The organism is Massilia antarctica, assembly GCF_015689335.1.
Classification (GTDB): Bacteria; Pseudomonadota; Gammaproteobacteria; order Burkholderiales; family Burkholderiaceae_D; genus Telluria_A; species Telluria_A antarctica.
This window is the reverse complement of the sequence record NZ_CP065053.1, coordinates 6,940,027-6,961,156: the sequence shown is the minus strand read 5'-3', so window position 1 is coordinate 6,961,156 and position 21,130 is coordinate 6,940,027. Positions and strand designations below refer to the sequence as shown.

At 65.4% G+C, this 21,130-nt stretch carries 17 protein-coding genes; 12 read left to right on the top strand and 5 right to left on the bottom strand.

Annotated features, from left to right (window positions below; genetic code table 11):
* Positions 1–14 precede the first annotated feature (14 nt).
* Positions 15–659 carry a GTP cyclohydrolase II gene (gene ribA, locus IV454_RS30495; protein WP_206089349.1) on the bottom strand — a complete coding sequence of 215 codons (645 nt, stop codon included), beginning with the start codon at positions 657–659 and terminating at the stop codon, positions 15–17.
* 214 nt (positions 660–873) lie between these two features.
* Between ribA and IV454_RS30490 the strand changes: the two genes are divergently transcribed.
* Positions 874–2,772 carry a hybrid sensor histidine kinase/response regulator gene (locus IV454_RS30490; RefSeq protein ID WP_206089348.1) on the top strand — a complete coding sequence of 633 codons (1,899 nt, stop codon included), beginning with the start codon at positions 874–876 and terminating at the stop codon, positions 2,770–2,772.
* Positions 2,773–2,819: 47 nt separating this feature from the next.
* Here IV454_RS30490 and IV454_RS30485 read toward each other — a convergent pair whose 3' ends face one another.
* Entirely contained in the window at positions 2,820–5,027 is a 2,208-nt protein-coding gene (locus IV454_RS30485) for a hybrid sensor histidine kinase/response regulator (RefSeq protein WP_206089347.1), read from the bottom strand.
* A gap of 275 nt (positions 5,028–5,302) precedes the next feature.
* A complete protein-coding gene (locus tag IV454_RS30480; protein ID WP_206089346.1) occupies positions 5,303–6,004 on the bottom strand; it encodes a pirin family protein in 702 nt (233 codons plus the stop codon).
* A gap of 151 nt (positions 6,005–6,155) precedes the next feature.
* Between IV454_RS30480 and IV454_RS30475 the strand changes: the two genes are divergently transcribed.
* The 4 genes from IV454_RS30475 to IV454_RS30460 all read left to right on the top strand — a co-directional run bounded on the left by IV454_RS30475 (position 6,156) and on the right by IV454_RS30460 (position 12,374).
* Entirely contained in the window at positions 6,156–7,091 is a 936-nt protein-coding gene (locus IV454_RS30475) for a LysR family transcriptional regulator (protein ID WP_206089345.1), read from the top strand.
* 111 nt (positions 7,092–7,202) lie between these two features.
* Positions 7,203–8,195 carry an EAL and HDOD domain-containing protein gene (locus IV454_RS30470; protein WP_206089344.1) on the top strand — a complete coding sequence of 331 codons (993 nt, stop codon included), beginning with the start codon at positions 7,203–7,205 and terminating at the stop codon, positions 8,193–8,195.
* Positions 8,188–10,374 carry a putative bifunctional diguanylate cyclase/phosphodiesterase gene (locus IV454_RS30465; RefSeq protein WP_206089343.1) on the top strand — a complete coding sequence of 729 codons (2,187 nt, stop codon included), beginning with the start codon at positions 8,188–8,190 and terminating at the stop codon, positions 10,372–10,374. Before IV454_RS30470 ends, IV454_RS30465 begins: the two co-directional genes overlap by 8 nt.
* Before the next feature lie 116 nt (positions 10,375–10,490).
* Positions 10,491–12,374: a glycosyltransferase gene (locus IV454_RS30460; protein WP_229521933.1), complete on the top strand. Its 1,884-nt coding sequence runs from the start codon at positions 10,491–10,493 to the stop codon at positions 12,372–12,374.
* Positions 12,375–12,389: 15 nt separating this feature from the next.
* On the opposite strand, the gene IV454_RS30455 is transcribed toward IV454_RS30460, so the two are convergent.
* Positions 12,390–12,605: a DUF3820 family protein gene (locus IV454_RS30455; RefSeq protein ID WP_054263608.1), complete on the bottom strand. Its 216-nt coding sequence runs from the start codon at positions 12,603–12,605 to the stop codon at positions 12,390–12,392.
* A 64-nt stretch (positions 12,606–12,669) separates the two neighbouring features.
* On the opposite strand from IV454_RS30455, the gene IV454_RS33200 reads away from it, so the two are divergent.
* A complete protein-coding gene (locus IV454_RS33200; protein ID WP_229521931.1) occupies positions 12,670–12,783 on the top strand; it encodes an NAD(P)/FAD-dependent oxidoreductase in 114 nt (37 codons plus the stop codon).
* An 87-nt stretch (positions 12,784–12,870) separates the two neighbouring features.
* On the top strand, positions 12,871–14,850 hold the full coding sequence (locus IV454_RS30450) for an alpha/beta hydrolase domain-containing protein (RefSeq protein WP_206089342.1): 1,980 nt from the start codon (positions 12,871–12,873) through the stop codon (positions 14,848–14,850).
* A 9-nt stretch (positions 14,851–14,859) separates the two neighbouring features.
* Here IV454_RS30450 and rsgA read toward each other — a convergent pair whose 3' ends face one another.
* On the bottom strand, positions 14,860–15,918 hold the full coding sequence (gene rsgA, locus IV454_RS30445) for a ribosome small subunit-dependent GTPase A (RefSeq protein ID WP_206089341.1): 1,059 nt from the start codon (positions 15,916–15,918) through the stop codon (positions 14,860–14,862).
* A 332-nt stretch (positions 15,919–16,250) separates the two neighbouring features.
* Between rsgA and IV454_RS30440 the strand changes: the two genes are divergently transcribed.
* The 5 genes from IV454_RS30440 (at position 16,251) to IV454_RS30420 (ending at position 21,102) form a co-directional block, all read left to right on the top strand.
* On the top strand, positions 16,251–16,832 hold the full coding sequence (locus IV454_RS30440) for a cysteine dioxygenase family protein (protein ID WP_206089340.1): 582 nt from the start codon (positions 16,251–16,253) through the stop codon (positions 16,830–16,832).
* 70 nt (positions 16,833–16,902) lie between these two features.
* Complete coding sequence (locus IV454_RS30435) at positions 16,903–18,399, top strand: NYN domain-containing protein (protein ID WP_206089339.1); 1,497 nt, start codon at positions 16,903–16,905, stop codon at positions 18,397–18,399.
* A gap of 230 nt (positions 18,400–18,629) precedes the next feature.
* Positions 18,630–19,055, top strand: a complete 426-nt coding sequence (locus IV454_RS30430; protein WP_229521930.1) for a hypothetical protein — start codon at positions 18,630–18,632, stop codon at positions 19,053–19,055.
* Positions 19,056–19,523 carry a metallophosphoesterase family protein gene (locus IV454_RS30425; protein ID WP_206089338.1) on the top strand — a complete coding sequence of 156 codons (468 nt, stop codon included), beginning with the start codon at positions 19,056–19,058 and terminating at the stop codon, positions 19,521–19,523.
* An 85-nt stretch (positions 19,524–19,608) separates the two neighbouring features.
* Entirely contained in the window at positions 19,609–21,102 is a 1,494-nt protein-coding gene (locus tag IV454_RS30420) for a sodium:solute symporter (RefSeq protein WP_206089337.1), read from the top strand.
* Positions 21,103–21,130: the final 28 nt, after the last annotated feature.

The window sequence follows — 21,130 nt, the reverse complement described above, 5'->3', positions numbered from 1 at the left end:
CCTTTCGGTTTCCCTTACAGTTCGCCGTCCTGCGCGACCGGCTCTGCGAGCGGGGTCATCATGTGGCCGAGCTTGGCTTCCTTGGTGTTCAGGTAGCTGTTATTGAAGGCGTTGCGGTTCACCAGCAGCGGCACCCGTTCGCTGACCTTGACGCCGAGTTTTTCCATGGCATCGATCTTGCGCGGATTGTTGGTCATCAGGCGCAGCGCGTGGATGCCGAAATGGCCGAACATCGGCTGGCACAGTTCGTAATTGCGGGCGTCGGCGTGAAAGCCCAGGGCCAGGTTGGCCTCGACCGTATCGGCACCGGCTTCCTGCAGGCGGTAGGCGCGCATCTTGTTGACCAGGCCGATGCCGCGTCCTTCCTGGCGCAGGTAGAGCAGGATGCCGCGGCCTTCCTCGGCGATGCGCTTGAGCGCGCCTTCGAGCTGGGCGCCGCAATCGCAGCGTTGCGAAAATAGCACGTCGCCGGTCAGGCATTCGGAATGCACGCGCGCCAGCACCGGTTCGCCGTTGCCGATGTCGCCCAGGGTCATCGCCAGGTGCTCCTTGCCCGTTGCGTGCTCGACAAAGGCGTGCAAGGTGAACTGCGCCCAGGGAGTGGGCAAGGCGCACGAGGTGGTGTAATCGAGGAGTTCTTCAGTGACGGGGGAGGGCATGGCCTGTTCTCAAATCTATTGCTGTAGCCGCAAGTGTAGCGGAAAACCCAGGCGGCCGTTGGGGAAGGGGCTCTAAACGCCGCGCTAGAGCGCGCCACGAATTGGCCATTCACGTATCGTGCAAGAGAGCCGCCCTCCCTGGCGTTGACGTTCCAAGCGGAAATGTAGGGTGGACAAAACGGAGTATAATTGTGTTTTTATACATATAATTGCCATGTCCCAATCCTATCTTGAGGCCGACCGCCTGAAGCTGTTCATTTCCAAGGTCACCGATTACGCGATCTACATGCTCTCGGCCGATGGCGACGTGGTGAGCTGGAACGCGGGTGCGGAATTGTTCAAGGGCTACAAGCCGGATGAAATCATCGGCAAGCACTTTTCAACTTTTTACACGGCCGAGGACAAGGCGCGCGGCGTGCCGCTCAAGGCGCTGCATCTGGCGCGCACCGCCGGCAAATTCGAGGATGAAGGTTGGCGCGTGCGCAAGGACGGGACCCTGTTCTGGGCCAGCGTCGTGATCGATCCCATCTTCGGCGCCGACGACGTGCTGTTGGGATACACGAAGATCACGCGCGATATCACGGAAACGCGCCGCACCGCCGAAGCGCTGCACGCCAGCGAAGAGCGCTTCCGGCTGCTGGTGCAGAGCGTGACCGACTACGCCATCTATATGTTGTCGCCCGAGGGGCTGATCACCAACTGGAACGAGGGCGCCAAGCGCATCAAGCGGCTCGAGTTCGACCAAGTCAAAGGCAGTCATTTTTCGCGCTTTTACACCGATGAGGACAAGCGCAGCGGCATTCCCGAGATCGCGCTGGGCACAGCCGAGCGCGAGGGCCGCTACGAGACCGAAGGCTGGCGCGTGCGCGGCGACGGCACGCGCTTCTGGGCCCACGTGGTGATCGATCCGGTCTTCGACTCGGCCAGGCGGCTCATTGGCTTTGCCAAGATCACGCGCGATATCACCGAGCGGCGCGAGGCGGCGCTGATGCTCGAACGCACCCGCGAAGCGCTGGCGCAATCGCAAAAGCTGGAAGCCATCGGCAAGCTGACGGGCGGTATCGCGCACGACTTTAATAACCTGTTGAACGTGATTTGCAGCGGTATCGACTTGATGCGCGCGACCTCGGCCGATATCGGGCAGCACCGCAAGATCATCGACAGCATGGAGCGCGCCGCGCAGCAGGGCGCCGCGCTGACCGGCCAATTGCTGGCATTCGCGCGCCAGCAGCCGCTGACCCTCGAAGTGCTCGACGTTAGCCAGATCATCGCCTCGTTCGAAGCCGTGTTGCGGCGCGCAGTGCCCAACTCGGCCAGCTTCGTGATTCGGAAGGGGCCGGTGGGAAAAGTCCTGACCGATGTCTCGCAGTTCGAGGCGGCGCTCCTGAACCTGGTGATCAATGCGCGCGACGCGGTCGGTGAAAGCGGCACCATTTCCCTGGAAACGCGCCACGCCTTCCTTGAAGAGAACCAAGTCGATCAGCTCCCTTCCGGCCCGTATGCGGTCATAACCGTCCGCGATAACGGCACCGGCATGACACCAGAGGTTGCCCGCCGTGCGCTCGAACCGTTTTTCACCACCAAGGCGGTGGGCAAGGGCACCGGCCTGGGCCTGAGCCAGGTGTATGGCTTGACGCAGCAGTCCGGCGGACACGTGACCATCGAGTCGGCGCCGGGACAAGGTACCGCGATTTCCCTATATTTCCCGGAGCAGGTCGCGCGACCGGGGACCGAAGCCGAAGCGGCAGGTCTCGACAAGGCACTCATCGTCGATGACCAGCCCGATGTGCTCGACATGACCGTGGCCATCTTTCAAAGCCTCGGTTACGAGGCGATCGCCGCCAACAGCGCGGCGGAAGCGATACATCTGTTGCAGCAGCATGCCGATATCAAGGTGTTGTTTACCGATGTGGTGATGCCCGACATGGACGGCGTGGCACTGGCGCAAGCGGCCAGGGAGCTTGTGCCCGGGATTAACATCCTGCTGACTTCAGGCTACATGAGTGGCCCGCTGCGCGAGCGCTTCGGCGACGCGCTCGGGCAGTTCGACCTGATCACCAAGCCTTACCGCATGGCCGATGTGGCCAAGCGCCTGCGCGCGGTGGCCAGCTAGGGCCGCGGCACCGGTGCCGACGTCCGGTGCCGGTATCCACACCGGCCTTAGCGCCCTGGCAGCGGGCCGATCGCGGCGAGCACATCCTCGATGCGCACCGGCTTTTTCAAATGGCCGTCGAACCCGCTGGACAATGCAGCGCGGCGGTCCGATTCCTGTCCATACCCTGTCACGGCAATAAGGCGGATGACCTCGGTCCGCGCCGCGCCTTTGAGTGTGCGCGCGATGTCGTAGCCGGACATGTCCGGCAGGTCGATGTCGACCAGGGCCACGTCGGGCAGGATGGCCACGGCTGTTTGGATGCCTTGTTTCCCGCTCTCGGCCGACAAGACCTGGAAGCCCAGCTCGGTGAGCAGGCTGCACATCATTTCACGTACATCGCGATTGTCCTCGATCACCAGGATCGCGCCCTTGTGCCCGGCGCTCCCGGTCCGGCTGGCGGCCGGCGTGGCGGGCGCCGCCGCGGCGAGCGGGAAACGGATCGAGAACGTGCTGCCCAGGCCGGCGCCGGCGCTCTCGGCCAGCAAGATGGCGTCATGCTGTTTGGCGAGCGAATTGACGACCGCCAGCCCGATGCCCAAGCCGCCTTTCGACCGGTTGATGACCTTGCCTTGAACGAAGACGTCGAATACATGCGGCAACAGTTCCTCGGACAGGCCGACCCCGCTGTCGGCCACCGACAAGACCGCCATGCTATCGTCGGCGGCCACCGTTATGTGGATGAGTCCCCCTTCGGGCGTATATTTCAATGCATTGTCGAGCAGATTGCTGACCATTTGTTCGAGACGGGTCGGGTCCGCTTCTATCACCAGGGGCGCCAAGGTGCAGGTGATGCGGTGGCTGCGCATGGCGCCGCGCGCCTCGAACGCGGCCAGGCAGGACTCCACCGCCCCGGCCAGGTCGAGTGCGGTTTTCGACAGGGTCAGCTTGCCGCTCAGGATGCGGTGGGCGTCGAGCAACTCGTCGACCAGGTGGACCAGGTGGCGGGTCTGGCGCTCGATGATGGCGGTCGCCTTGGCGGCCCGCGCTGCATCGGTGCCCCGCATGCTCAACAGTGTCACACCCGAGGTGATCGCAGCGAGTGGATTGCGTAATTCGTGTCCCAGCATCGCCAGGAATTCATCCTTGGCTTGGTTTTGCGCTTCCGCCACAGCCTGGGCTTGTTCAGCCGCCGCGCGCGCGCTCTGGGCCGCGGCAAGGTGTTCGTTGCGTTCGGCTTCGCTATCCCTGAGCAGGCTGCCGGCCTGGTGCAGGGATACTTGCAGCTGGTTCATTTCTGTAACCGGCAAGGTTTCCAGCGGCGGGATCTGGCGCTGCCCGATCAGTTCGGCAGCGCGGGAGGCCTTGTCGATCGCTCCTATCAGCCGCCGGCTGAACAGGATGGCTCCGGTGATGGCCGAGACGATGGTAAGGACAAAGCCGAGCGCGGTCAGGGCCACCGATTTGACGGCGGCATGCTCGACTTCGTCCACCGGCACGCCGATGCCGACGCTCCAGCCGGTCGTGGGGGAAATCGCCCAGGCGCCGTACATTTCCGTGCCTTCGCGAATGTAGCTGCGCGAAATGCCTTCGTGGCGCGCCAAGATCGCCCGCTGCACTTTGGCCTTGGGCGCTTGCCCCACATACTGCTGCGCGCCCTTGTTGCGGGCGATGGTAATGCCTTGCCGGTCGAAGACGGAAATGAGCCATGACGCTGGGATGTTTTTCGCCGGCAGCAGCTCGTTCAACCTGCTTGAAAACAGCCACTGACTGATCAGGAACCGTCGCCCGTCCGCGATCACGACCGGATACTCCAGGCTGACGACATACTGTTTGGTGGCGCTGCCTTTGATCAGGTTGCTGTAGGCCGGGGCGCCGCCTTGGAACACACCAGCGACCCGCGCTTTCACCAGCTCTGCCGGTGGTGCGATCGGGGCGCCGTAGGGGCGGATGGTATTGAAGAGCTGCTGGCCCTGTTCGCCGATGAAGGCGGTCTGCATGGCATGGCCGGCATTGGCCCTTTGCGCCTGCTCGTAAAAATCGGCGAAGTCGCCGCGCGCTAGGCTGCGCGACGTGGCCAGGGCCTGTGCGGTTGCCCTGGCGACCAACATCTCCTGGTCCATGATCAGCACGGTCGTGCGGGCGAGCTCCTCCATGCCCCTGAGCGCGGCCTTGCGCTCGGCGGCGAGCAGGACCGAAATCGCCACGATGGAGAGCAGCACGATCGGCACCAGAATGGCGGCCACCAGCAAGGCAATATGGGAGCGGACTTTCATGGGTTCGGCAAAATATACTAATTCAGTGATTGAATTGGCAAGTCGGCAGCGCTAGCGGGTGGCATTGTCTAAAACGATACCATGGCGGCGTCATCCGTCCGGGGTGTTCGCCGGCGCTGCATGTCAGGTGTTGCTTTTTCAGGAAAGAAGGCCTGACAGCACGGCTGACAGTTGCGCCGCTTGCATCGGTTTGGCCATATGCATCTGATAACCATGCTCCAGCGCGCTGCGCCGGGCCACGGGTGCGCGCCATGCCGCACCCCCGTGGCCTCGGTTTAATACGGCAAGTCGAACAGCAGCACTTCGGCCGCCTCGGCGTGCTCGATCCTGACCGCGCTCTCCTGCGTCAATTTCATGGCGTCACCGCCGTTAAGCCGCATCCCGTTGACCGTCAGCGACCCGCGAATCAGGTGCACATAGCCGGTGCGCCCCTGCGCCAGCGGGTGCTCGAGCGCCGCGCCGCCATTCAGAATACCCGCATAAATCGCGCCATCCTGGTGGATCAGCACCGAATCCTGGCGTCCATCGCTCGACGCAATCAGGCGCAGCTGGCCGATTTTGCTCTCCGGCGTGAAGTGCTTTTCCTCGTAGCTCGGGGCGATGCCCGTCACGTTCGGCTGGATCCAGATTTGCAGAAAGTGCACCGGTTCCGTCGCCGAGCCGTTGAACTCGCTGTGCCGCACGCCGGTCCCCGCGCTCATCCGCTGCACATCGCCATAGTGCAACACCGAGCCGGTCCCCATGCTGTCCTTGTGTTCCAGCGCCCCTTCCAGCACGTAGGAAATAATCTCCATGTCGCGGTGGCCGTGGGTGCCAAAACCTTGCGAAGGCGCTACCTTGTCTTCGTTGATCACCAGCAGCGGGCCGAAACCCGTGTGTTTCGGATCGTGATAATGGCCGAAAGAAAACGTATGTTTGGATTGCAGCCAGCCATGGTTGGCGTTGCCACGTTCTGCGCCTTGACGAATTTCCAACATGATATGCTCCGTTTCTTAAAGGTTAATGTGCAATAATTTCGATCCACGTTGTCGGTGGATTTCTGTTTCACTGCATCGATGAAGCTAGTATAGGCGTCGTCCGGCGAATCAAAAAACGGAAAATTTCGTCCTCTATGATCGAAAAAATCGAATGTTAAAACTGAGCCTGGAAGCGCTGCTGATCATTGATGCCATCGACCGCCGCGGTTCCTTCTCCAAGGCGGGGCAAGAGTTGCACCGGGTACCCTCGACCATTTCCTACACGGTCGCCAAGCTGGAGGAAGACCTGGGGGTGCAGGTGTTCGAGCGCAACGGCCCGCGCATCCTGCTCACCCCGGCCGGGCGCGAACTGCTCACCGAAGGGCGCTACCTGCTCAAGGCCGCGCACGACCTCGAGCACCGCGTGCGCCGGGTCGCCTCCGGCTGGGAAACCGAACTGGGCATCGGCATGGATTCACTATTTTCCGCGCTGGCGCTGCAAGACGATATCCGCGCGTTCTATGACGTGGCCCAGCAGACCCGCCTGCGCATCGTGCAGGAAACCCTGTCCGGTCCGTGGGAAGCCTTGCTCGACCGCCGGGTCGACCTGCTGGTCGGCGTGGCCGGCGACGGTCCGGCCGGCGGCGGCTACGTGGCGCGCGCGATCGGCTCGATGCCCTTCGTGTTCGCCGTCGCGCCCGGCCATCCGCTGGCCGCCCTGCCCGAGCCGCTCGGGCGCAGCCAGTTGCAGAACCACCGCGCCATCGTGGTGGCCGATTCGGCGCGCAACATGGCCGCGCGCACGGTCGGCCTGCTGCTGGGGCAAGACGCGCTGACCGTGCCCACCATGCAGGCCAAATACGATTTGCAGGTCGCCGGCCTGGGCTTCGGCTTTCTGCCCGAAGCCTGCGCGCGCCCGGCCATCGAACGCGGCTTGTTGATCGAAAAACAGGTCGAGGAAATGCGCGCCGCCGAAACCTTTTACCTGGCCTGGCGCGTGGGCGAGGAGGGCGCTGCCCTGCGCTGGTGGCGCGAGCGCATGCAGCGCCCCGGCCTGTTCGCGCAACTGGCCGGATTCGCGCCGGGCGGATTAGCAACAGCAGCCTGAAACACCTGATATTTTTTCCTTGTATCACCTTAGTTCTTGATCGAAACGTTGGTGAGGGTAAATAACTCGGGGGTACCATGGCCTTCACTGTTACCCACCTCCTCGATCCCCATGAACTGCTCGAGCCCGGCGCCACTCCTTGTTCTTCGCGTATTAGCGGACCGCCGCGGCGTGCCGTCCGGCCTGCTGATCGAGGCTGCCGCGGCAGCGGACGATGGCGCCGCGGCGCCGGCTGTGGTGGCCGCGCTCGGTGCCCTGTGCCAGGAATTTCCCTGCCTGTACCGGAGCGGCCTGGATGCCCGGCTGGCGGGCTTGCTGCGCGACCTGGGTTGGACCGAACTGGCCGCGCCCAGCCTGTTTCGCGCCGACGAGCGCCTGAGCGCCGCGCTGCTGCCTCCCGAAGCGCGCTGGATCAACGGCGACTGGTGCATGGCCGCGCCGGCCAAGGAGCCGGCCCGCCAGGCGGCATCGCGCTCCCTCGCCCTGCAACTGGTGCAACTGGTCGCCGCCGACGCCGACACCCACGAAATCGAAGCGCTGCTGCGGCTCGACCCGACCCTGTCGTACCAGCTGCTGCGCCTTGTGAATTCCCTCGGCATGGGCGTGGTGCGGCGTATCACCAGCTTCGGCCAGGCGCTGCTGATCCTCGGGCGCCAGCAACTGCGCCGCTGGCTCAATCTGATGCTGTTCGCCGCGAATAAGGATGACATCCGCTCGCCCATGCTGCTGGCGCGCGTGTCGGTGCGGGCGCGCGCGCTCGAACTGCTGGCGCGCACGCGCGGCCTGGACAAGCTCACCCAGGAGCAAGCCTTCATGACCGGGATGTTTTCGCTGCTCGGCGTCCTGTTCGGCATGCCGCTGCCCGCCATCCTGGCGCCGCTCTCGATCAGCGACGCGGTGCAGGGCGCGCTGCTGCGCCGCGACGGTGAACTGGGTGCGCTGCTGGACCTGGTCGAATGCGCCGAACGGGGCGAACCCGATGCACTGGCTGTGCGCATCGGCACCTTGCAAATGACGCCGTGCGACTTCAACGGCGCCATCATCGAAGCGAACCACTGGATGCTGGGCGCGCTGCGCGACAGCGGCGCGCGTCATCATGGCTGAATCGGCCCTCGACCGCAGCCTGGACCTGGTGCGCACCGCGCGCGCCATGGAGGGCAGTGCGCTGACCCAGATGCTGGTGCGGCTCGAAGCCGAGCTGCTGCTGGCGAAAGAGGCGCAGCAACCGCCGGCGCGGCGCCTGCTGCGGCACCACGCCGACACCTACGAAGCGTCCGACGAACCGGTGATCGTGCTCGATTTGTCGGGCTACCTCACCAGCTGGAACCGCGGCGCCGAAGCGGTGTTCGGCTACACCAGCGAGGAAGCGATCGGCCAGCACGTGCTGTTCCTGTACGCCGACGACAGCGATGAAACAGACCCCGGCATCGCCGAACTGTTCCTCGAACACGGCAGCTGCCTGGTCGAAGTCAAGCGCCGCCGCAAGAGCGGGGACGTGATCTGGGTGCGCCTGGCGCTGTCGCTGATCCATGACGACGACGGTGAAGCGATCGGCATGCTGGTGCACCTCTCGCCGCTGGCCCAGCACCTGACCGAGGAAGACAAGATCCGCCTGTATGCGCGCATCATCGAAGACAGCGACCAGGGCGTGCTCATTACCGACGCCAGCGAGCGCATCGTCTCGATCAACAGTTCATTCACCCGCATCACCGGCTACTCGGCGGCCGAATCGATCGGCCAGACCCCCGATCTGCTGCGCTCCGGCGTGCACGATGCCGAGTTTCGCGCCAAGGTGCGCGCCGCCATGCAGGGCAATGGCCCGTTCCGCGGCGAGATTGTCGGCAAGCGCAAAAACGGCGAGCTGTTTCCGCAATCGGTCACCATCAGCGTGGTGCGCAATGCCGGGGGCAGGATCACGCATACGTTCTCGCTGTTTTCCGACATCAGCGTGCACAAGGACGCCGAAGCGCGCATGCAGCGCATGGCCAACTACGACAACCTGACCGGCCTGCCGAACCGCACCTTGTTCAATCACCTGGTCGGGCAAGTGCTGAATGAAGCGCGGCGCGGCAACGAGTACGGCGCGCTGATGGTGGTCGAAGTAAACCGCATCGGTGCCATCAGCGACACGCTCGGCCACGACGTGGCCAGCGAAGTCCTTTGCATGGTGGGGCGCCAGTTCCGCAGCGTGCTGCGCGAGCCGGACATCCTGGCGCGCATCGACGGCAGCAAATTCGCCATTGCCCTGCCCAGCATCGGCCAGCGCGAGCACGCCGGCATCGTCGCGCAAAAGCTGCTGGCAACCCTGTCCGCGCCGCTGGCGGTGGCCGGCCATGGCTTGCAGGTGAGCGCCAATATCGGCATCGCGCTATACCTCGACGACAGCATGGATACCGCCTCGCTGCTGCGCTTTGCCGAGGTGGCGCTGGCCAAGGCCGGCGAATCCGGCGCCGGCGGCTTCCTGTTCTACCGCGACGAGATGGACCAGCGCGCGCGCGAGCGCCTGCGCCTGGAGACGGAGCTGCGCGAGGCCCTGGCCGGAAACCAGTTCGAGCTGCATTACCAGCCCAAGGTGAGCCTGCGCAGCGGCCGCATCGTGGGCGCCGAGGCGCTGATCCGCTGGCGCCATCCGGAGCGCGGCATGGTCTCGCCGGGCGTGTTCATTCCGCTGGCCGAGGAGACTGGCCTGATTTTCGATATCGGCAACTGGGTCATGAATGAAGCGTGCCGCCAGATCCGCGCCTGGGACGACGCCGGGCTGTCCATGCCGCCGATCGCGATCAACGTCTCGGCGCGCCAGTTCGACCGCACCCTGCCGGCGCGCGTGAGCGCGGTGCTCGACCAGCACAAGGTGGAACCGGCCCAGATCATGCTGGAAATTACCGAGAGCCTGCTGGTGCGCGGCACCGATGCCGTCATCACGATCATGAACGAACTGGTGGCCATGGGCCTGGCGCTGGCGCTGGACGACTTCGGCACCGGCTACTCCAGCCTGGCCTACCTGAAGAAATTTCCGATCAGCACGCTCAAGATCGACCGCTCCTTCGTGATCGGCCTGCCGTACGAAGAAAACGATTGCGCCATTGCCCGCGCGATCGTGACCATGGCCCAGCAATTGCGCCAGGAAATCGTGGCCGAAGGCGTCGAGACACCTGAGCAGATGGCCTTCTTGCGCGACCTCGGCTGCGACCAGCTGCAAGGCTACCTGTTCAGCCAAGCCGTGTGCGCCGATGACTTTGCCCACATGCAGCGCGAAGCGAAACGGCTGATGGTGAGCCGCTGAGGCGCCAGAGCGCTGCCGGAACACGAATCGCGCGCACCTCTGTTCAGCATCAAACAAGGCCCGCATTTTCCGCGCATGCTTCCTTCTCAGGTCAACCACCCTTTGAAGAGTTCGCCGTGACTACCCCTTTCCCCACCGAACCGCAGGTCAGTGTGCTGATGCCGACCTACGGCCAGTGCCACTTCATCCGGCGCGCGCTCGACAGCCTGCTGGCCCAATCCCTTGACGCCTGGGAAGCCATCGTCATCGACGACGGCTCGCCCGACGACACGGGCGGCGTGGTCGCAAGCTTCCTGCCTGATCCGCGCATACGCTACCGGCGCCTGCCGCATAACACGGGCCTGGGCAACGCCCTGAACTGCGCGCTGGACCTGGCGCGCGCGCCGCTGATCGCCTGCCTGCCCAGCGACGATGTGTTCTACCGCGACCATCTGGCCTCGCTGTGCGCGACCTTGCACGCCCATCCCGGCGCCGCGCTTGCTTACGCCGGTGCGCGCCACCATTACAACCGCGAGGCCGATGGCCTGATCCCCGGCACCGCGCTGCAGCTGGTCCAGTGCATGTACCGCAGGAGCGAGCTGCGCTGGGCCGACCGCGACGAGCTCGAATCGGACGACCTCGAACGCCTGTTCTGGTCGCGCCTGCGCACGCAAGGATCGTTCACCGGCAGCGGCCGGGTCACCTGCGAATGGACCAGCCACCCGGCCCAGCGCCACAAGCTGATGCAGGAACCGGAGGGCGGCATCAACCCGTTCCGCCAGCATTACCGGGTGCGCGAGCCGCTGCGCTTTCACACCACCGTCGGCAACCTGATCGACGAGGTGGCGCAGTACCGCGCCATGCGCGCGCGGCCGCCCACGCCGGCGGCGGCCGATGGCTTGAACATCCTGCTGGCCGGCGAACTGGCCTACAACGCCGACCGCGTGCTGGCGCTGGAAGAGCGCGGCCACACCTTGCACGGACTGTGGATGCGCGCGCCGTACTGGTACAACACGGTCGGGCCGCTGCCGTTCGGGCATGTGCGCGAGCTGCCCTTCGGCCGCTGGCGCGAGGCGGTCGCGCAACTGCGGCCGGACGTCATCCACGCCCAGCTCAATTGGCAGGCGGTGCCGTTTTGCCACCAGCTGATGCTGGCCCCGCCGGGCGTGCCCTTCGTGTGGCACTTCAAGGAAGGCCCCTTCATCTGTCTCGAAAAAGGCACGTGGCCGCAACTGCTGGAGCTGTTCGAACTGGCCGATGGCTGCATCTTCAGCAGCCCGGAAATGCGCGACTGGTTCGATACCGTGTTGCCGGGTTTGTCCACGTCCAAGCCCTGCCATGTGCTCGATGGCGACCTGCCCAAGGCGAGCTGGTTTGGCGAGGCGCGCACACCCTTGCTGTCCGCCGTGGGCGAGGGCGAATGCCACACCGTGGTTCCGGGCCGTCCCATCGGCCTGCATCCCCACACCGTGGGCGAACTGGCCGCCCAGGGCATCCATCTGCATTTCTACGGCGACTTCACGCAGGGCCAGTGGCGCCAATGGATAGCCGATGCGCGCAAGCTCGCGCCACGCCATCTGCACCTGCACGCCAATGTCGACCAGTCGCGCTGGGTGGAAGAATTCTCGCGCTACGATGCCGGCTGGCTGCACGCCTTCGCCAGCACGAATGGGGGCGAACTGCGGCGCGCCAACTGGGACGACCTGAATTATCCGGCGCGCATGGCGACCCTGGCGGCGGCCGGCCTGCCCATGATCCAGCGCAATAACGAAGGCGCCATCGTCGCCACGCAGTCGCTGTCGCGCCGGCTCGGCACTGGCCTGTTCTACGATTCGATCGCCCACCTGGGCGCCTTGCTGCGCGACCGCCCACGCATGGATGCGCTGCGCGAACAGGCGTGGTCGCAGCGCGCGCAGTTCACCTTCGACGCCCATGTGCCTGAACTGCTCACGTTTTTCCGGCGCGTGGTCGAGGCGGCAGGCGCCCATCAGGCGCGCCGGCACGGGGCGCCCGTCTCCTGAGCGCCAAGGTACGGATCAGCGGCGTCCGCGCAAGGGATCGAGCAGGCTGCGCAAGTCGTTGTGATCGAGTTCGTACATCAGCGCGAGCAACTCGCCGATCTCGCCGCGCGGAAAACCTTCGCGCGCGAACCAGCCAAGATAGTGGCCGGGCAGGTCGGCGATGACACGGCCTTTGTATTTACCGTACGGCATTTCACGGGTCAGCAGCAGCTGGAGGTGTTCTGGTTTCATGATGCCGCTACTTTAGCAAAAACCGCGCCGCCTCGTGGTCGAGGAAGGCCCGCCCGGACTATACGTGCGCACCAATGAGTTCCAGCAAACCGGCGTGCCCGGCGTGTTCGCCGCCGGCGACGACGCGGCGCGCATGTGGCACAACGCCACCTGGGCCGCCGCGCCGCCGACGGCGTGAGCGCCGGCGCGGCGGCCCACCGCCCGCTAGTCTTTGCCTGACACTGCCTGTCATGCTATCGTCTGGCTCATCACAAGGAGCCAACAATTGACCTGCCTGCGCCGTCTGTCCTGCCTTCTCACGCTCACCCTGCTGGCCTCCTGCGCCGCGCCCGGCGGCCTGGGCTCCCCGGCCGCGCAAGTCGAGCGCCTGGAAATCGTCAGCCGCGGCCCCGCCTTTGACGGCAAGGTCTTCGACGACGCCGGCGCCTACGAGAAAATCGTCGCCGTCGCGCACATGCGCATCGACCCGCGTCACCCGGCCAACCGCGCCATCGTCGACCTCGACAAGGCGCCCACCACCGGCGGCTGGGTCAAATACGACACCGACGTGATCGTCCTGCGTCCGCGCGACCCGGCGCGTGCTTCGCGCGTGCTCCTGCTCGACATTCCCAACCGTGGCGGCAAACTGGCGCTCCAGATGGTCAACGAGGCTGGCGCAAGCGACACGGGCAACGGCTTCCTGATGCGGCGCGGGCATACCTTGGCGTGGATCGGCTGGCAGGGCGATATCGCCATCGCGGCCAACGGCGACGTGGCCGGAACCGCCTTTCCCATCGCGCGCGCGGACGGCCAGCCGATCACCGGCCAGAGTGTCGAAGAGAAGATCTTCGACGACATCAAACCCACCGGCGTCATCGACCTGGCATATCCGGCGGCGTCCACCGGCCAGGCGGGGGCGGTGCTGAGCGTGCGCGCCCACGCTACCGCCGCGCCTTCGATCCTGCCGGCCAGCGCGTGGCATTACGCGAGTCCCACGCGGATCGAAATCACCCGCCCGCGCGGGTTCGACGCCGGCGCGGTCTACCAGTTCCAGTACGAGGCGGTCGACCCGGTGGTGATGGGCCTGGGCATGGCGGCGCTGCGCGACGTCGCCAGCCACCTCAAATCCGGCCTGACCGACGGCGCCGGCCAGCCCAATCCGCTGGCCGACATCAAACCGGACGTCACCCTGGCCATGGGCGTGTCGCAGTCGGGGCGCTTTCTGCGGGACCTGATCTGGCAGGGTTTCAACGCCGATCCGCGCGGCGGCAAGGTGTTCGACGGCGCAATGCCGCTCATCGCCGGCAGCCGCAAGAGCTTCGTCAACCGCCGCTTCGGCCGGCCGGAACGCTACTCCACCCAGCACCTGAACCACTGGAGCTACGGCGACCAGTTCCCGTTCAGTTACGCGGTCACCACCGATCCGGTGAGCGGCGCCACCGACGGCATCTTCGCGCGCTGCCAGGCCAACGCCAGCTGCCCGAAGCTGATGCACGTCGACAGCAGCACCGAATTCTGGCAGGGGCGCGCCTCGCTGGTGGTGAGCGACGGCGCCGGCAAGGATATCCCGCTACCGGCCGGCGTGCGCGCCTATCTGATGGCGTCGACCCAGCACATGACGGCGAACCGGGCGACGGTCGGCGTCTGCAAATGGACCAATAATACGGCGCAGCAGGGGCCTGCCGTGCGCGTGCTGCTCGATCATCTGGTGGCGTGGGCGCACGGCGGCAAGGAGCCGCCGGATAGCCGCTATCCGCGCATCGGCAACGCCATGCTGGTGGCGCCGCAGCGCGATGCGGTCGGCTTTCCCGACCTGCGCGCGCTCGGCGTGAGCTATCCGGAAGGGTTGAACGAGTTGACGGTGGTCGATTACGCCGGCCTGCCGCCCAAGCCGGCGGCGGACAAGCGCTATCAGGTGCTGGTGCCGATGGCCGATGTGGACGGCCACGATATCGCAGGCATCCGCCTGCCCGATGTGGAGGTGCCGCTGGCCACCTACGCCGGCTGGAACCTGCGCCGTGGCGGCTTTGCGGAAGGCCAGTTATGCGGCCTCAATGGCTTGTCGGTGCCGTTGGCGGCCTTGCCGCGCCCCGGCGATCCGCGCCGCGCGCTGTCGCAGCGCTACCCGACGCGGCTGGAATACGCCAAGGCGGTGGCGCTCGCCGCCAGGGCGCTGCGCGACCAGGGCCTGCTGCTCGACGAAGACGTCGACCGTTTCATCGAGCGTGCCAAAGTCGAGCAGCGGGTCGGGCCGCAGATACCTTAGGCAGACACCTTAGCGTTGCCGTTCCTTGGCGTGATGCGCCTTGATGATCACCTTCCACTTGTTGCGGTCGGCGATGCGCTCCAGCGGCGTTTGCTGGCTGCGGCGGGCATCGCGCAGCAGCTTGCGGTAGTTCAGCAAACGGTCCGGATCGACCGCGCCGCGCACCGCGCAGCCGGGTTCTTCTTCATGCGCACAATCGCGGAACTGGCAATGCCGCGCCAGTTCGCCAATGTCATCGAAGCTGGCCGCCAGCGCTTCCTCGTCGGCGTCCGGCTGCCACGAGCGCAGGCCGGGAGTGTCGATGATGCAGGCGCCGCTAGGGCACTGGTGCAGCGAACGCGCGGTGGTGGTGTGGCGCCCGCGGTTGTCGCCGCGCCGCACGCCGCCGGTTTCCTGGCTGCTCGATGACAGCGCATTGGTCAGGGTCGACTTGCCCGCGCCGGAGGTGCCGAGCAGGATCAGCGTCTGCCCCGGCGCCAGCCAGGGTGCCAGCACGCGCGCAGGTTCATCGCCCAGGGCGTTGAGTGCGAACGCCTGCACCCGGCGCGGCAGGCGCTCCGTGAGCTGGCGCATGCGGTCCTCGACGTCAACGCCGATATCGGCCTTGGTCAGCACCACCACCGGCTCGACGCCGGACGATTCGGCCAGCGCCAGGTAGCGTTCGAGCCGGCGCAGGTTGAAGTCGTGGTCCAGGCCCATGACCAGCAGCGCGGTGTCGACGTTGCTGGCCAGTGACTGGCGGCGCCCGTCGCTGGTGCGGCGCGCGAGGTGGGTGACCGGCGGCAGCCGTTCGGACAGCCATTGTTCGTCGTGGGCGTGGGTTTCGACCAGTACCCAGTCGCCCACGGCCAGCGCAGTGTCGCCGGCCTGCAGCGACTGGACCAGCCTGTTGAGCGAGCGCGCGCGCGACTCCAAGGCGCCGTCGTGGATGATGGCCCAGTCGCGGTGGATTTCGGTGACGCGCGCCAGGCGCGTGCCCTCGGCCAGTTCGTTGATGGTGGCCAGTTGGCTGGCGACCGATTGCGTCAGCCCGATAGTGCGCAGTGATTCAAAATCGATGTGGATCATGGTGAGAAGGTGTTCCCGGATTCGTCAAGCCCGCGACGCGCGCGGGCACAAGCCGCGCGCAACAGCACGCAGGCAAAGGAAAACGGAGGTCGGCGCGCGATCAGGCGCGCATCAACACACGATGCTCAGTCAGGAAGTACAGCAGGCAGGCGGGTTGTGGCGGGATCAGGCAGCCGACAGGAGGGCAATATCATTCGTTTGCATGGTGTAGTCTCCTGTGGAAGTGAATGGAAACCGAAGTGTGACAGCGGCGCCCGGTCGCGTCAAGCGCAAGGACAATGTTATATTCGCTGCACCCGCCCTGCGCGAAGGAACACCATGGAGCTGAAGCGATGAACAATCCCGCCCGCCTGCGCGACTTCGTGCACGCCTTTACCAGCCTTGCCGATGCGGCGGCGCACGACGAAACCCGCATGCTTGAGCAGGGCAGGGTGCTGCTCGCCGATCTGGTCACGCATGACGATTGGCTGCCGTCCGCCTTCGCCCAGCCTCACCCCGACCGCTATCAGCAATACCTGCTTCATTGCGACCCGCTCGAACGCTTCTCGGTGGTCAGTTTCGTGTGGGGCCCCGGCCAGGCCACGCCGGTGCACGACCACACCGTCTGGGGCATGGTCGGCGTGCTGCGCGGCGCCGAACGGTGCGAGGAGTTCGCGCCTGCCTCGGGGGCCGGCCCGCTGGCGGCCCTCGGCGAGCACCATCTGGCGGCGGGCGCCATCGACATCGTGTCGCCGCGCGTGGGCGATATCCACCGCGTATCGAATGCCAGCCCGGGGGCGGTCTCGGTCAGCATCCATGTGTACGGCGCCGACATCGGCCGCGTGGAGCGCCATGTGTACGACCCGTCCACCGGCGCGGCCATCCGCTTCGTCTCCGGCTACAGCGCGCGCGCCACACCCGACAGCTGGCAGTAATTGCCCATATCGGGTTGTTGCGTATAATCCAAGATCAGCTTGGCAAAACCATCATTAGAGAACAGATCCTATGGCTTCATCCTCAGACAATATCAGCATGGCGGTGTTTTGCGACTTCGAGAACGTCGCACTCGGCGTGCGCGACGCGAACTACGAAAAATTCGATATCAAGCCGGTCCTCGAACGGCTTCTGCTCAAGGGCAGCATCGTGGTCAAGAAGGCGTACTGCGACTGGGAGCGCTACAAGGGCTTCAAGGCCACCATGCATGAAGCGAACTTCGAGCTGATCGAGATTCCCCATGTGCGCCAGTCCGGCAAGAACTCGGCCGACATCCGCCTGGTGGTCGATGCGCTCGACCTGTGCTACACCAAATCGCACGTCAACACCTTCGTCATCATCAGCGGCGACTCCGATTTTTCGCCGCTCGTTTCCAAGCTGCGCGAAAACGCCAAGCAGGTGATCGGCGTGGGCGTGAAGCAGTCCACCTCGGACCTGCTGGTGGCGAACTGCGACGAATTCATTTTCTACGATGACCTGGTGCGCGAAGTCAAGCGCGCGGCCGCCAAGCGCGACGAGCGCAAGGTGCAGCCGCAGCCGAAGCGCTCGCCCGATGAAGGCAACCGCCGCAAGGAAGAACTCGAAGCGCGCAAGGCGCAGGCGATCGACCTGGTGGTCGAAATGTTCGATGCGCTGGTGTCCGAGCGCGGCGACAGCGGCAAGATCTGGGCGTCGCTGTTGAAAGACACGCTCAAGCGCCGCCGTCCCGATTTCAACGAAACCTACTACGGCTTCCGTACCTTCGGCAACCTGCTGGAAGAAGCGCAGAACCGTGGCATGCTCGAATTCGGCCGTGACGAAAAATCCGGCGCCTACGTTTACCGCAGCAGCAATGCCGCCAACAACAACCATGCGCACGCGGTGGAGCTGCAAGCGCCGGCCGTGCAGGACGCGCCCGAGGCAGCCGAGGTAAGCGAAGAAGCGGCGGCCAAGCCGGAATCGTCGCGTCGCGGCCGCGGTCGCGGTGGACGCAACCGCAACGACACGGTCGAAGCGGCCGCGCCGGAGGTGCTGGAGGCGGAGGAAGACGTCGCGCAAGCGCTGGACGCCGAGCCGGTAGCGAGCGTGCCGGCTTGGTACGACCCGCAGCCGGAAACGCCGGATGCGGCGCCGGTGGTTCCCGAGTCGTCGCGCCGTCGTGGCCGCGGAGGCCGCAACCGCAACGAGCCGGTGGCCGAGGCCAGCGTCGCCGAAGCGGCGGAGCCGGTTGCAGCCGCTCCGGCCTGGTACGACCCGGTCCCGCAGATCGAGGAAGAGGAGCAGCCGTCCGAAGCGGAAGTGACCTTGGCGCCGCCAGTTCAGGAAAAACGCCGCCCCGCGCGCAAGCCTGCGGCGAAAAAGGCGGCCAAGCAGGCCGACGTGGCGCCAGAGCCGGAACCGGAACCGGAACCCGAACCGGTGGCGCTTGAGCTGCCGGCCGGCGAGGAAGCCTCCGCCAAGCCAGCCCGCAAGGCGATCCCGCGCAGCCGCCGTCCGGCCAAGCCGAAGGCGCCGGCGAAGAGCAAGTAATCCGCACCAGCGCGGGGGCGCCATGCTCCCACGTGCTTCGGCGGTGGATGACCTTGTCAATCCACCGCCCACCAGCATCCCTGTCCCCGTCAGATTCTCAAGTCACATTCTCGATCTGGTATGCATGGCCGCTTTCACGCGCCGCGCATCACATCCCGCCTTCTGCACGCAATCGCAAAATGGTGCAAACTTCAAGCTGTCGCCATGATCGCCCGAAAAGGAAGACTGCCATGCGTATGCTCACCGCCCTTGCGCTGTCACTGGCCGTGCTCGCGTCCGCCGTCCACGGGGAACCGCTGGTGGCCAGCCATCCCATCCTCGGCGTCTGGAAGCTGACCCTGCCCGACGGCCACTGCTCCGAAACCTACCGCTTCCGCGGCGACGGCACCACGCTCGTGATCAGCGCGGCCGAGATCTCCGAAAGCACGTTCGAGATTCCCGCCAAGCCCAGCGCCGCCGGCTTCTACAAGCTGGTCGACAAGAACGTCAAAGTCAATGGCAAGCCCGATTGCGCGGGCAAGGTCATGAAAACCGGCGCCACGGGCACCAATTTCATTCGTTTTCATCCGTCCGGCTCCTTGTTCGTGATGTGCGCCGCCGAGTCGTTCGCTGCCTGCATCGGCCCATTCCGCCGCGTCGCGGGGAAGGGGGCCTGATTGCTGCGCATCGGCGTCATTTCGGACACGCATGGCCTGCTGCGCCCCGAGGCCCTGGCTTTTCTCGCCGGTAGCGACTTTATCGTCCATGGCGGCGACATCGGCAACGCCGCCATCCTGGCAGAACTGGCCGCGATCGCGCCCCTGACGGTCGTGCGCGGCAATAACGACAAGGGCGATTGGGCTGCCGCCGTGCCGCACAGCGCCATGCTTGCCGTGGGCGCGGTGCGCCTGTACGCGCTGCACGACATCGCCGATCTCGATGCGGCCGCGCTGCCCGCTGATGTCAGGGTAGTGGTGTACGGGCACTCGCACCGGCCGCTGGCCGAGCAGCGCGGCCCGCTGCTGTACCTGAACCCCGGCAGCGCCGGCCCGCGCCGATTCAGCCTGCCCGTCAGCGCGGCCGAACTGCTGGTCGATGGCGCTCAGGTGCGGGCCAACATCGTCGAGCTGATTCCCCGCAGTTGAGGCCATGCCGTAAAGCGCCCGCGTCCGATGCTCGGGCGCGGCTGGGTGTATATTGCTGCCGGTTCGATCATTCCATGAAAATCCCATGTCCCCGGCTTTACTTCTTTGCATCCTCATCGCCTACTTCGCCCTGCTGCTCGGCGTAGCCTGGGCCACCTCGCGCAACGCCACCAACGACAGCTTCTACATCGGTGATAAAAGCAGCAACTGGAAGCTGGTCGCCTTTGGCATGGTCGGCACCACCCTGTCCGGCGTGACCTTCATCAGCGTGCCCGGCGCGGTGGGACGCGACGGCTTCGGCTACATGCAGATCCTGATCGGCTACGTGATCGGCTACATCGCGGTCGCGTTCATCCTGCTGCCGCTGTACTACCGCCTGAAACTGACCTCGATCTACGATTACCTGAACCAGCGCCTCGGCCGGCGCGCCTACCAGAGCGGCGCTTCCTTCTTCATCCTTTCGCGCCTGTTGGGCGCCACCGCGCGCCTGTACCTGGTGGTGAATATTTTGCAGGCCATCATCCTCGACAGCCTTAGTGTGCCGTTCTGGCTCACCACCCTGGTGATCCTGGCCATGATCCTGATGTACACCTACCAGGGCGGCGTGAAGACCATCGTCTGGACCGATACCCTGCAAACGGGCTGCATGCTGGCCGGGCTGCTCGCCTGCATCGCCATCCTGCTCGGCCAGATGGACCTGTCGGTCGGCCAGAGCCTGGCCCAGATGCAGGAGCGCGGCCTGGCGCGGGTGTTCACCACCTCGTTCGACAGCCCCAATTTCTACCTCAAGCAAATCGTGGCCGGCGCCTTCATCGTCCTCACCATGACCGGCATGGACCAAGAGATGATGCAAAAGACGATCTCCGTCAAGACCCTGGGCGACTCCCAAAAGAACCTGCTCAGCCTCACCGCGATCCTGGTCGTGGTGCTGTCGCTGTTCATGTTCCTGGGCGGCCTGCTGCACCTGTACGCGCCGCTGGCAGGCGTGGCCGCCAGCGGCGACAAGCTGTTCCCCGCCATCGTCATGGGGCACTTGCCGGTGGCGCTGCAGATCGTCTTCCTGATCGCGCTGATCTCGGCCCTGTTCCCCAGCGCCGACGGCGCCATCACCGCGCTCACCTCCACGGTCTGCATCGACCTGCTTGGCCTGACCCGCCGCCAAGACCTGACGGAGCGGGACAAGGTACGCTGGCGCCAGCGAATCCACCTCGGTTTTGCGCTGCTGTTCCTGGTGCTGGTGATGGCCTTCAAATGGGTCGACAGTCCCAGCATGATCGGCGTGATCCTGAAAGTGGCCAGCTACACCTACGGCCCGCTGCTTGGCCTGTTCGCCTTCGGCATCCTGACCCGGCGCGTGCTCAGGGACCGCTGGGTGCCGCTGGCGGCCGTCGGCGGCCCGCTCATGTGCGCTTTCCTTGAATATAATCAAACATTGCTGTTGGGAAGTTATCGCCTCGGGCTTGAGTTGCTCATGATTAATGGCATATTGGTGTTTGCCGGCTTGTGGGCAATTTCCGCCCCTGGCGCGCCCCGCATTTTCGGACGGGACCCGGCGATTTCGCTTACAGTAGACGTTTAGCCTTTACCAACCCCCTCATTTTCTGCCG